The following is a 13,062-nucleotide window of genomic DNA, read 5'->3' as shown; positions in this document are numbered from 1 at the left end:
TCGTTTACGAATTTACCCAGCTTTATATTCTGCAACTAAAATTTGATGCCGTTTTAACATTTTGTGTAAGCCAACTCTGCTTACACCCAATATCTCAGCAGATTTTAAAACATTGCCTTTGGTTTTCTTTAAGGCCTGAGAAATTAAAGTTGTTTCAACATGTTCAATTGCCGGCTTTAATTGAGTAAAACTTAGTTGCTTTTGAAAATTATTATTGTTCTGTTTAAAACGATCAGATAGTTCGTCTGTTCCAATCACAGCCGCCTCATCTACCAAAGTTACCATTCTTTCAATTTCATTTTCCAGCTCTCGTACATTTCCTGGAAATGAAGCATCAATCAGGTTTTGTAAAACTGTTTCATCAATCCCTTTTACTTCTTTTGATATTCGTTCTGCAAATTTATCGATAAAAAATCGTACTAACTCTGCAATGTCCTCTTTCCTTTCCCGCAGTGGTGGGATATTTATTGGAAACACATTCAACCGATAATACAAATCTTCCCTAAAACGACCTTCTTCAACATCTTTCAATAAATCACGATTGGTTGCTGCAACCACACGCACATCTACTTTTATAGTTTTTGTACTTCCAACCGGCTTTATTTCACCTTCCTGAAGAACACGCAATAATCCAATTTGCAATGCCTGAGATGTATCGCCAATTTCATCGAGAAAAATTGTTCCATTATCTGCCTGTTCAAACAAACCCTTTTTATCATTTATTGCCCCGGTAAACGATCCTTTTATATGACCAAACAATTCACTTTGTAAAAGCGTATCCGGGATTGCACCGCAGTTTTGAACAACAAACATTTTATTTTTACGGTTACTGTTATAATGGATCATTTTTGCAAGCATTTCTTTGCCCGTACCTGTTTCACCAAGAAGAAGAACAGAGGTGGGCGTATTCATAACTTTTTTTACCAGCTTAAAAATTTTCTGCATTGCCGGTCCATGACCAATAAAATTCCCTAAATCCAGTTGTTCTGAAAACTGATTTTTTAGTTCAATATTTTCCTTTTCCAAAACGGCATTTTGCTTTACCAACTCTTGTTGCATTACTTTGTTTTGCTGGGTTAAGTTATATCTTTCAACTGCCCCTTTTACTACAAGCTTTAGTTCATCAGGCTCAAATGGTTTGGCAATATATTGATAGATTTGAGCATTATTAACTGCATTGATCGATGCCTCAATATCTGCATAACCGGTCACCATAATCCGGATTGCATCTGGCTGAAGTGCAAAAGCTTTTTCCAAAAATTCAACACCATCCATTTGAGGCATTCGTTGATCTGAAAGAATGACAGTTATACTTTCCTGGTTTAGAATCTTGATACCTTCAGCACCACTAAGGGCTGTAAAAACGGTATATTCCCTTTGAAAAATTCTGCGCATGGAGTTTAAAATTTCCTGCTGATCATCAACAATTAATATATTGGCTTTATTCATTTTCAATTGGCCTCTCCAGTTTTAGTGGCAGTTTTACAGTAAAAACTGTTCCACTATTATCTACACTTTTAACGAACAAATCGCCATTGTGTTTTTTAATAATTGAATATGAAATACTTAATCCTAAACCGGTACCTTCATTTACTGGTTTCGTTGTAAAAAATGGATCAAATATTTTTTTAATGATTTCCTTTGGTATGCCAGATCCTGAATCTGAGACTGAAACCTCAATAGATTTCCCAACACTTTTTGATTTTATTCCAATGCTTCCTTCTTCTTTAATTGCCTGAATCGCATTGGTTAGTAAGTTTAAAAACACCTGGTTTAACTGGCCTGGATTACAGAAAAAACGCGGGTCATCTTCTAAATTTAAATTTACATTTATATTATCAGGAATTTGCGGTTTAAGAATTTTCAGACAAGATGAAATAATCTCACTGATCTGTGATTCCTTCCACTCAGCTTCATCGAGGCGAGAAAAGTTTTTAAGGTTATAAACAATTTCTTTTATTGCTTTACTGCCATTAGAACTATCTTCAATAATACTCTTAAGCTCCTCTAAAACAGAATCAATTTTTTGTTTTGTACTTGTATCAGAAACTGGTGTTAGCAATGAATTTAAGTCCTCGATATAATCTGAGATAACCTTCATGTTTGTGTAAATAAAACTGATCGGATTATTCAGTTCATGAGAAATACCAGCAACAAGCTGACCCAAAGACGCCATTTTTTCGGAGTGAATAAGTTGTGATTCTTTTTCTGCCAGCTCCTTAAACAAGCGGCTAAGTTCCTTGTTTTTTTCATCGAGATCAGAATTGGATTTCTCCAGTTGCTGAACATATTGCTCTTTAATTTTTGCACTGGTTAGCTGCTCGATTAAATCTGCAGTTTCCTTAATATAGTTATTGTTTTCGATAGCGATTGCCGACTGACTGGCGATAGATGAAAGCTGGGTTATATCCTGCTGATTTATGGCACTGGAACTATTTGGCATATTAAGCCCGATTACACCAAAAAGTGTTTCTTTGCGTTTAACCGGAAGAATAAGGTTTATGGATGGATCAAATATTTCTATTATGTTTTTTTCAGCAACAGAAAAACTGTTTTTACCTTTTAGAGTACTTTCAAAAATTGAATCAAAAGCGATTGTTTTTGTAAACGAATTTGAACCATAAGCGAGGTTAAGCTTATTAGCAGGATCCTGAATATAGAAACACACCTCTTTTATTTCCGGATGTTCGTTAACAGTTTCAACTACTTCTTTGGCAAGCAGATTATTTTCGTGAATATTGATAATTCTATCTGATAATTTTTGCAGCATATTACGAATTGTATCCCGCTTTCGGCGCAATCTTAAAAAATGCTCTGAGTAAATTGTCAGCAAAATAATACTGAAAAGTGCGATGCTGAAAATGGTTAATAAAATTGTAAAAGTTGAAGCAGCACGAAGGAAAATAAACAGTACAAGGCTGACCGCAAACCACAGAGATAATTGAAAAGAAATATTAAAGGCAGACCATAAATATCTTTTTAATCCAAGAAAAAGATAAGTGGCAATAAAGATAAAGATCGCTAAAACCAACAAGCTATTAATCCAGAAACTTGGTCGGTTTACCAAAATTTTTACAGCCTTAACTGTTAAATAATAAGCCTGGATTATATTTCGGTATTCACGAACCGTTCGTGATCTGCCAAACCTGGTATACTCCTTCGTTACACTTACTCCGGACGGGAAAATCACATCAACACTAAGCTGTTTAAAATCTCTTGTAGCAAAAGTCACATCCGGAGTTTTTGATGAAAGATATGAGGTATTTACATTGACAACCCTGTAACCCAAAAACTTACGCCCGCTGTCTGTTCGGGCATAGAAGAAAAGTTTTGTACCTACTGCATCCCTGTTTGACGTTACACCCTGAAACTTTAAACGGATATAGTTCCGGCTGTTGGTTGGATTTAAATAAACCTGGCTATTATCAGATTTGTTGGAAACTATTATGTCAAGATCACCATCGCGATCAATATCTTCAGCAGATGAGCCGGTACTGTAAAGTAACTTTTTGTCAGAATCATACTTTGCAAAAAATCCTCCACTACCATCATTGATATACAACCTGTTTTCGCCGCGGGTTGTGATAAAACAATCAAGCCAACCATCCATGTTAAAATCTTCCACAAGGATTCCAAAAACCCTGTCATACAAATTGTAAAAGGGGTGATTGTTTTTTTCAATAAAATTTACTCCGTTGGAATCAGTCTGGTTTTCATAATAATAAACGACGCCATTATTCCCCGCTACAAGTAAATCCGGGTCGCCATCATTATCAAAATCTGCAAATGAACTGCTGTTTGTGGAGACAGAATCAACCAGCGTTGGCAGTTTAAAACGAAGCTTATTAAACTTTCCCGATCCATCATTTACAAGTAAATAATCCGGTTCAAACCAGTTGGAGACATAAATATCTTCATCACCATCCAAATCAAAATCACAGTTACTGGCGCCCTGGCTTACGGCTTTATCAATAAATGTATCCGTCCAAATTACTTCTTTAAAAGAGCCGTTCTGCTGATTTTTAAGAAGTCGATTGCTTTGGTGCTCATCAGTAATATATAAATCGAGAAACCCATCATTATCAACATCAATCCATAAACCCTGGTTGGCATCCATCTTGCCCGGAATGTTTAGATTTTCCGTGGCATCCTCAAAAGTTACCTGACCTTGGTTTCGGAGAAGTTTGTGCGTTTTTCCCCAGCCAGCCAAAAACAGATCCGGCAATCCGTCGTTATCATAATCCGCTACATTTGCGCCCAGTTCAAGATTGGTATTGCCATGGGTCATCATATATCCACCTGTTCCGGAGAAAACGGTGCGGTCCACAAAAGGGATAAGCCCGCCGTTATTTATCAGCAATCGGTTCAGGTTTCTAAAACAAGTGATGTACAAATCCGGATGATCGTCATTGTTTAAATCGCGAAAAACAACTCCGTAAGCATCATCTATATCTGGAATCATTCCGGTAATCTGGTTGGATTGCAGCATGGTAAAGGAAGGTTGCTGCTTTTCTGCAGGTTGCGCAGAGCTAAAAATGATAAGGCTAAAAAGGCAAAATATAAATCGTTTCATTTGTTTTCTGTTTACAGGATTGCTTACTTGGTTTTCACTGTTAACAGAATTTACATTTTAAAGTTGCATTCAGCAAGCAGGAATTGAAGCTATCGTAATAAAAGCATCTTTCGTACTTGCTCAAATCCGGACCCTGAGCCTGATGAATTGGTTCCTGAGCCTGTCGAAGGGCCAATTTTAATTCTGTAATAATAGACGCCACTCGCTAATCCTGAAGCATCAAAAGCAACTTTGTATTTTCCGGCTTGTTGGGGTTTATCAATAAGTGTTTTTACCCTGCGTCCAAGCAGATCATAAACTACCAGTTTTACTTGTTGTGGCGAATTGCTATTCGCCCTTACAGTGTAACTAATAGTTGTATTTGGATTAAAAGGGTTTGGGTAGTTTTGCTGAAGATTGAACTTTGTCAGAATAATTGGATTGTCTGTTTTTTGCAAAGCTGTCACCACATCATATTGTAAATCATCAATATAAATGGTGCCCTGCGTATAAGCACCGGGTTGCTGTTTTACCACAATACTATGCAAAGAAATTTCACTGCCATCAAACTGTGAAACAGGAAATTTGACTAGCTTCCAGCCAGAGAAGTCTAATGTATCCAGCTCAAGAATTCTGTATTGCTGGCCATCCACATCATACCAAAGTTCCAGTGTATTAAAAGAGAAGTCGCCATAAACCCATAGACCAAAAAATGAACTGTCGGCAAAAGTTAAATCAAAAGCTTCTTCACGGAACACCTGGCAAATCCCGGCGCTATCACCTGAAAATTGATATTTTAATAGGGCTGATTTGAACCCGTTAATTTGTTCAGAAAATGAAATATAATATGCTGATTTACTCAGATCGACATTTTGTGTGGCCGGGCCAAATTCAGGATCCTTCCAGCCCGAATCTTCTTCAAAATCATCAAAAACCAAACCCGATTTGTATTTGGCGATTTGTGTTGTAAAATTAAAACTGAGGCTGTCTTCTAGAACCAATCCGTCCACATCTTTTATACCCGGTAAAATTGTCAGAGTAAACTTTCTCTTCCTGCCCAATTCTTCTTTTGCAATAAAACTCAAAACCGATGTACCGTTTCTTTCTCCCAGTTTATAGGAATCGAGCTCAAGATTATTTTGATCCTCATCCTTCAAAGAAAGATTCGCAACAACTGTCCCGACATCTAAGTTGCCATCAAAATGAAAGAAAAAATTTGTACGTGTGCTAATTGAGGTATCACCTTGTTGCGGAAACCATTCCAAAATATTTAGGCTGCTGCGGTTATAAGTTTTAAAAGAAAAAACATAATCATTTTCCAATCCAACAGAAAATTCGTTCAAAGCAATACTATCCTGCAAAGTGATTGTATAAACTGTATTTATTGAAAGCGAATCGGGTGTAAAAATAAAATGCTTATTATTTGTCCAGCTTAAGCTACCTTCAACCAGCGGTTCAATTAAGAGAGCCTGTTCAACTTTTTCCCGGATCATTTCCTGGCTAAAAAACACTTCAAAATTTTCAAAAATTGTGATGCTGTCGCCCTGCACCGGAAGCGTTTTGGTTACCTTGGGATAATTATGTTGGTCAGCCGTGCTAAAGGAAAATTGATAAGGTTCAATCATATTAATATTTGAAGAGCTTTGTGCTTTTGTGCTGACTGTAACCTGATAATCCGTTTGAGGATTAAATGCGGCTGATGGGCTAAAAACCAAAACCTGGTTACTTTCCTGCCAGGAGAATGTGCCTTCAACTTCTTCAGCAACGCCTTTTACTATCGGTAAAATTGAAAAAGCTTCTTCTGTTGAATCAGTGTTCATCGGACGGCTAAAAGTAATGTATAATGCCGAATATGTGTTTAAACCGCTATCACTATTTTCCGGCGTTGTGCTGTAAACCAATGGTTCTTTTTCACTATCACTTATTAAAAAAACTTCTTTAAAAGATGTTTTATTTGCCGTAACATTTATCAACAAAGTATCAGCAGCATAAGAGCCATCATCCACTATTACCGTATAGCTGCCCGGCGCAAGGGAATCAAAAACGAAATACCCATTGTTATTAAAATCACCTTTATAACTTTTTAAAAACGTTTCATCCTGGTATAAAGACGCAAAAATATTATTGATAGGCTTATACTTGTCATTGGTTTTTCCGCCTGAAAAATTATAGGAAACTGTTTTTGATTTATCTTTTGTTATCCCGGCAATGGCTCCGTGTTCCAAAGCAGGCAAATCAAAATACTCCAGCATTCCCCTTAAAATTGCAACTGCTTCATGTTTACGGTAATCAAGATTTAGCAGTCGGTAAGATTCAGGAATATAATCATGAAAGGAGCCTTCTGTTAAACATCCGGGCATATTGAGGCTTCTTAAAACTCCCAGGTTAAATCCTAAATATTGAAGATCGCCATGCGTTGCTGTACTAGTTGTAAAATTAACTTCAAAAATTTTATCGGCAAGAATTTCAGATGCCCGTTTCGCATCAGGGAAGTCCGGTTGTCCATTCTCTTTTTGCTCCCAAAAAACGGATGTTCGATTTGCTGTTCCCTGGAACCCATTACTGTGAATCGATTGGAAATAATCTACATTATTTGAATTGGCAATTCCGGAAATTTGTGATAGAGGCAAGTCATCTTCAGTTCGGTTTTGAGTGCGGGACATAATCACTTCGGCACCACGCGCTTCCAATAAATCACGCAGGTATAAACCTTTGGTCAGGTTTCCTTCCGATTCCCAAAATCCTGTTGCTGGTATAAAACGATCATCCGAATCATGACCTCCATGCCCTGGATTAACCATAATTTTGAAACCGGAAAACTGAGCAAATAAAATGTTACTTAACAACAAAAAGAAAAAGACAATTTTTAAAAAATTAAAATTCATGTGCATCCATACCAACAAGTATAATTATTCCACTGTGAACTCAAAAAAAAGCTAACTTATTTTTCCAGAATTGCTTTAAAAATGATTCCCTTTTCAGATCCAAAAACAATTTCATTTTCAGGCCCCCAAAACGGATATACTTCTTTAATATCTTCTGTTTCAGTGATAGCAATTGTATTTTTTCCATCGGCAGAAATAACAAAAATATCAGATTCGATTATCTGATGACCATCATCCAAATCGCGCATAAATACAACCCATTGGCCATCCGGAGACCAACGTGGAGCATTGGCATAACCAAGTTCAACCAATATCTCTCCATCCAAAGTTGAGATAAATGTACCCTTGCCCGCTTTTGTAAAAAGAAGCTTTGTACCATCCGGTGAAATGGAAGGCCATAAATAAAATCCATCGCCATTTGGCGTTAAAATTGTCTTTTCACCATTTTTATATAAAGCAATCTTCCCTTTTTCAATAAAAGCAGCCGTCTCATTGCCAATTGATTTTGATACATTTTGAGCTTCATCAGCTACAAAAAAAGCTGCGTTCCTGCTAACTGCAACCGACCCGCCGGGAAGCCTTTTGGCAGATGTGAAATCTCGTTCATCTTTTATTAAAACTTTTTCACTATTCTGCGTGATATCTTTTTTGATAAGTGAAGATACTTTTTTCATTCCTTCATATTTATAAGGCCTGAAATATACATAACTCCCATCCTCTGAAAAAGCTGGCTCATAACCCGCGCCCGGTTCCTCGCTCAGGGTTTTAATATTACCAGAAAGATCCATTAAATATAAACCGGTGTATCCTGCCCCAGTAAAAAGCAGTTCACCTTTTGGACTAATTTGCGGATGAAAGAACTGACCTTGATCAAGTTGAGTAAACTGATTTATACTTTTAACACTAATGTTTTGAGCATTCGCTGAAAACGTTAATAGAATAATTAATAAAAGTTTTTTCATTTTTTTAAATCCTATAATTTAAACCCCGAGCTTGCCGAAGGGTTATTTAAATCCAACAATATGTCCCTTCGACAAGCTCTGGGGACATTTAATACTTATTTCAAAAGTGTCATTTTCTTTACAAAAGATTTATTATTTATCCGCATGCGGATTGTATATGTCCCGGCTGAGTATTTTGATCCATTAAATACCAAGGTATGTTTTCCAGCAGGCTGATAGCTTTCAACGAGAACTTCAACTCTTTGACCCAGACTATTAAAAACATCTATAAAAACCTTGCCCGCCTTTGGAATTTCATAGTTTATTTTTGTAGTAGGGTTAAACGGATTTGGGTAGTTTTGGTTTAGAATATAATTTTTAGGTATTTCATTTGGATTATTTTCCAGACTTAAAACAGGAGATGTTTTTACAAGACGCAGATCGTCAAAATAAACTGTTCCCTTTTCTGAAGAACTGTCATAAGTAAGCTGGAAACTATCAATGCGATATTTTGATTTATCCAGTTTACCATTGCCAAGCCAACTCCCAACCATATCCGGATCACTTAAATCCCACTCAACCAAACGCCAGCCAATCCAATCTATAGGAAACCAAACAGAAACCTCATGCCCTGTCCAGTTTGATGTTGAGGTTCCTTCATCCAAGGCAAAACGGAATTTTGTATTACTGCCATCTCCAAAAATATAAACCTGAAGTTTATAGCTTTTATCAAAAGTTTTGGATCTTGCCGGACCTCCACTTAAATATTCTCGCAATAACCACGAGCTACTACCCAAGTCCCATTCATAATCCATACCCATTGTTTGAGTGCTTTCGGTCAACCGGTTTAAAATCGAATCTTCCACAAAAAGCTTTGTACTCTCTTTAATACCGGTAGTGCTTCCGCTTTGGCTGGGTTGCCACCAATAGCTTGTAAATCCGGCATCAAAATTGTCGATGGAAGTAATATCCCAATCTTCGTTGCCGGTTGTAAATGGGAAAATCAATTCCGAGGCCGTCGCATTACCAAAAACATCCTCAAACCCCGATTGGATATTTATTAAATAGCGTGTTAGTGGTTCTAACTTTTCTAATGGAAAATAATTGAAGACCGTTTTATTATTTACTGAATAAAAAAGTGTCGTGCCATTAACCATTGAAGAGTTTGAATCATTGGTGAGTGTTATTGGATCATCCAAAATGGATAAAGAGTCAATAACTTCATTGTATTCATAACTAAGAACCGGCAATAGTTCAATATCTTTCTTGTTGTAACCAGGGTACTGAGATTGAAGGACCGGAGGATTCTCATCTTTACCGGTTTTAAACGAAAAAATAAGTCCATCACCTGTAATTCCATCACCATTTGCATCCAGTGTGTTACCATATTTATCCTCAGCAGATGAGTCTAAAACCACAACATACTCAGTGTTTGTAAGCATATTTTCTGTTTGATAGAAAAGAGTATAATCATCCTCAATCCATTTAAAGGTCCCGTCAACACCGGGTTCAATAGAAAATGCAGCTTCGACACTGTCTCTGTTCATTGGCCGGCTAAATGAAATCCGAATACCGCTAAAATCTAAAACATTTGTATCACCCTCTGCAGGAAAATTTACGGTAATATAAGGTGGCACATTTGATATCATTTCAAAATCTTTAAAAGTAAAAAATGAATCCACCATTGCAATAGTTTGTGTTTGGCTAAGGTAGCCTTCTGCAGAAACCGTTATCTCCAAAGAGTCCTGATCAAAACCATCAAGGTAATAAAATCCATTTGCCAATTGTTCCGGATCTGTGGAATATTTATGAAAAAGTGAAGCATATGTGTCGGTAATATAGCTTGTATCATTTATTGAAATTGTTGCACCATTAATCGGCTTTCCGTTTTCAAGATTACTGACGATTCCTGCAACTACATCAACTTGTGGCCGGGGCAAACCATGATATTTTAAAAATGTCCAAAAAATGGCGTAAGCCTCAATTTTTTTCCAATCATCATTCATGTTAAGCTGGTTTTGTGCAGGATTTGTATGATGGCCGCCTTCAGATAATTCGGAGGTCATGTTAGATTCACGGTTAACATGAAGGTATGGATAAAGATTGGCGTGATTGTCCGGAAATCCCTGGTAAAATGTTCGATCGGCGTAATTTCCCCGTGTGGATATGCGCATTGCACGTGAATAAAGATCGACCATGATATCACTCATTCGTTTTCCGCCTTTTGGCGATTTTTCAACAGTTGCACCATTCTGTCTCCAACCACCGTGTAAAAGCAATGTGCTGTTTGCGGTAGGAGAACTTGCATCGGAATGGATTGAATGATACCAGGTTGTGTTAATACTGTTGGCTGCCGCTGTACGCTGAGAAAGTGAGACAATTTCTTCGTCATTTGTTCTGGAAAGATAAACAGCGGAAATATCCGTTTTGGTTTCAAGCAATTCCTGCAAATACCAGGCAATCCTCAAAACTTTATGCGCCTCAGAATAATTGTAGATGCCCGTGTTCTCAGTTTGACTATGCCCCGGATCGACAAAAACTGTCCAATCGGAAAGCCCTGTAACCTGGGCATTTAGTATACCGGATAGGGCAAACGAAAAAGTTAATAATAATTTTTTAAACATGATATCCTTAATTAAGTAGTTAATTCGGAATCTAAACAAACTTATACAAATTAAAGATATTAATTGGACAAAACCAAATATTAATCACAAAAAAAGGCATTCAAAAATGAACACCTTTTTTTATTGAAAAATGTTAGATTATTACGCCGGATTAACCTCGTATCTTGTTGTAATCGGTAAAGCCTTACTTAACATTGCATTAACAGCACAATAGGTGTTTTCAGAAAGATCAATTGCCTTTTCAAGTTTGGATGTGTCCAAATTCTCTCCCCAAAACTTATAAACAATTTCCATTTTTGTATAAACTTTTGGATGCTCATCCGCCATATCAGCACTTACATGTACTTCAAATTTTGTATATGGTACGCGCATCTTTGTTAAGATTGATGCAACATCACTTCCCGTACAGCCCGCCAATGAATGCAAAATTAACTCTTTCGGACGCACACCGGAATCAGATCCGCCAAATGTTTCAGGACCATCCATTGGTACCCAGCTTTTACTATCACCCACACCCATGAAAGTTACACCTTTTATATGAACAGCTTTTACTTGTGGCATTTTATTCTCCTTAAATTTCAATTTATCTATTCGATGTATTTTATTTTTAAAGTTACATATCTTATTAATTCATCGAAAATATGATCTTACTAAATGTTGGCTAATTCCTTTTGGAAAATGTTTTTAGAAAGGATAACTTGAATACTCATAATGTAAAAGGAATACATGAAAAGATTCGCTGAACCTGAATTAATGGACAACGCGGAACAGGCTGAGGCCTATGCATCTGCAGATTTTGAAAACTCAAACAGCCTTTTTTTAGAACTTTTTAATAACAAATTCCCAGATTTCAGCGGAGATGGAAACACATTGGACCTCGGCTGTGGTCCTGGTGACATTATGTTGCGATTTGCAAAATCATTCCCAAACATGATAATTCATGGGGTTGATGGCGCAGAAGAAATGATGACCCATGGCAAAAAAATCATTGAAAATGATGAAAAATTAAATCAGCGAATAAAATTTATTAAAGGATTTATTCCTGGTGTAAAATTACCTGTCGCAAAATATGATACTCTTATCAGCAACAGCCTACTGCACCATTTGCATGAACCGCAATATTTTTGGCAGGCAGTAAAAGAGTACTCACAAAAGGATACATCAATCCTGATAATGGATTTAAGACGACCGGAAAGCAAAGAAGCCGCAAAAAACATTGTAAACCAATATTCGGCAACAGAGCCTACTGTTTTAAGGATGGATTTTTACAACTCATTGTTGGCAGCCTTTGAGCCAGACGAAATCCGCGAACAGCTAAAACAAGAGAAGCTGGATTATTTAAATGTGGAAATTGCCAGCGACCGCCATTTGCTTATCTGGGGTAAAATAAAATGAAACAGATAAATGGGAATACTGAAACAATGGGCTAATGAAAATTTGTAACCAAAAGTTATTCCATCATTCCAATAATCCAATAAACCTTTAGTTCAAATAGTTACCATGAATCTATATTTTCGTTTTTTAAAATTAGTGTTATCTCTTTTCTTTATTAAGAAAAAACATCCTTTAGATGAATCGGTTATGCAATTCCGCGCCTGGCCATTGGACTGTGATTATAATATGCATGTCACCAATGCACGCTATCTTTCCTTTATGGATCTGGGCCGCTCACACTTAATTGGGCAGGCTGGATTAATAAAAAAAATCCATCAAAACAAATTCCTGCCAATAGCAACATCAGTGGAAATCTCATATTTTAAAGAAATAAAACCGTTCCAAAGATTTCATCTTCATTCGCGTATGATTTTTTGGGATGAAAAATATTGGTATATTCGGCAAGAGTTTAAATCGGGTGAAAAGTTACATGCGGTTGCCATGGTTCGTGGCTTGTTTGTAAAAGGCCGTGAAAAAATTCCCTTCCAAAAAATTGTAGACCTGGTTGATGAAACCATTTCAACGCCAGAAGAACCAAAAACTGTTACCGCCTGGAAAGCGCTTTTGGATGCCAAAAAGGTTTCGAAATACCAGAGTAAATCTCTTACAGATTAATCATTTAAAAT

8 protein-coding genes are annotated in these 13,062 nt (G+C 36.8%); 2 read left to right on the top strand and 6 right to left on the bottom strand.

Going from position 1 to position 13,062, the window contains the following annotated elements:
- Positions 1 to 12: 12 nt before the first annotated feature.
- The 6 genes from HND50_09735 to HND50_09710 all read right to left on the bottom strand — a co-directional run bounded on the left by HND50_09735 (position 13) and on the right by HND50_09710 (position 11,563).
- Positions 13 to 1,449 carry a sigma-54-dependent Fis family transcriptional regulator gene (locus HND50_09735; GenBank protein NOG45503.1) on the bottom strand — a complete coding sequence of 479 codons (1,437 nt, stop codon included), beginning with the start codon at positions 1,447 to 1,449 and terminating at the stop codon, positions 13 to 15.
- On the bottom strand, positions 1,442 to 4,573 hold the full coding sequence (locus HND50_09730; protein ID NOG45502.1) for a hypothetical protein: 3,132 nt from the start codon (positions 4,571 to 4,573) through the stop codon (positions 1,442 to 1,444). Before HND50_09730 ends, HND50_09735 begins: the two co-directional genes overlap by 8 nt.
- Before the next feature lie 89 nt (positions 4,574 to 4,662).
- Entirely contained in the window at positions 4,663 to 7,437 is a 2,775-nt protein-coding gene (locus tag HND50_09725; protein NOG45501.1) for a T9SS type A sorting domain-containing protein, read from the bottom strand.
- Between the two features lie 56 nt (positions 7,438 to 7,493).
- On the bottom strand, positions 7,494 to 8,399 hold the full coding sequence (locus HND50_09720; GenBank protein ID NOG45500.1) for a hypothetical protein: 906 nt from the start codon (positions 8,397 to 8,399) through the stop codon (positions 7,494 to 7,496).
- Between the two features lie 95 nt (positions 8,400 to 8,494).
- Entirely contained in the window at positions 8,495 to 11,002 is a 2,508-nt protein-coding gene (locus HND50_09715) for a T9SS type A sorting domain-containing protein (GenBank protein ID NOG45499.1), read from the bottom strand.
- Between the two features lie 141 nt (positions 11,003 to 11,143).
- The gene (locus HND50_09710) at positions 11,144 to 11,563 is read right to left on the bottom strand and encodes an OsmC family protein (GenBank protein NOG45498.1); all 420 of its coding nucleotides are present in this window, start codon (positions 11,561 to 11,563) and stop codon (positions 11,144 to 11,146) included.
- A gap of 165 nt (positions 11,564 to 11,728) precedes the next feature.
- Between HND50_09710 and HND50_09705 the strand changes: the two genes are divergently transcribed.
- Positions 11,729 to 12,397, top strand: coding sequence for a class I SAM-dependent methyltransferase (locus tag HND50_09705; protein NOG45497.1), 669 nt, complete (start codon positions 11,729 to 11,731; stop codon positions 12,395 to 12,397).
- 105 nt (positions 12,398 to 12,502) lie between these two features.
- Complete coding sequence (locus HND50_09700; GenBank protein ID NOG45496.1) at positions 12,503 to 13,051, top strand: thioesterase family protein; 549 nt, start codon at positions 12,503 to 12,505, stop codon at positions 13,049 to 13,051.
- Positions 13,052 to 13,062: the final 11 nt, after the last annotated feature.

It is taken from the genome of Calditrichota bacterium, from assembly GCA_013112635.1.
In the GTDB taxonomy this organism is placed as follows: domain Bacteria; phylum Calditrichota; class Calditrichia; order Calditrichales; family J004; genus JABFGF01.
Note: the sequence above shows the minus strand (reverse complement) of the source record. Positions and strands in the feature narration are given on the sequence as shown.

Bases quoted from the DNA above. Each gene is read 5' to 3' on its own strand.
- HND50_09705 (NOG45497.1), top strand. From the start codon at position 11,729: ATGAAAAGATTCGCTGAACCTGAATTAATGGACAACGCGGAACAGGCT.
- HND50_09710 (NOG45498.1), bottom strand. From the start codon at position 11,563: ATGCCACAAGTAAAAGCTGTTCATATAAAAGGTGTAACTTTCATGGGT.
- HND50_09720 (NOG45500.1), bottom strand. From the start codon at position 8,399: ATGAAAAAACTTTTATTAATTATTCTATTAACGTTTTCAGCGAATGCT.
- HND50_09700 (NOG45496.1), top strand. From the start codon at position 12,503: ATGAATCTATATTTTCGTTTTTTAAAATTAGTGTTATCTCTTTTCTTT.
- HND50_09715 (NOG45499.1), bottom strand. From the start codon at position 11,002: ATGTTTAAAAAATTATTATTAACTTTTTCGTTTGCCCTATCCGGTATA.
- HND50_09725 (NOG45501.1), bottom strand. From the start codon at position 7,437: ATGAATTTTAATTTTTTAAAAATTGTCTTTTTCTTTTTGTTGTTAAGT.
- HND50_09735 (NOG45503.1), bottom strand. From the start codon at position 1,449: ATGAATAAAGCCAATATATTAATTGTTGATGATCAGCAGGAAATTTTA.
- HND50_09730 (NOG45502.1), bottom strand. From the start codon at position 4,573: ATGAAACGATTTATATTTTGCCTTTTTAGCCTTATCATTTTTAGCTCT.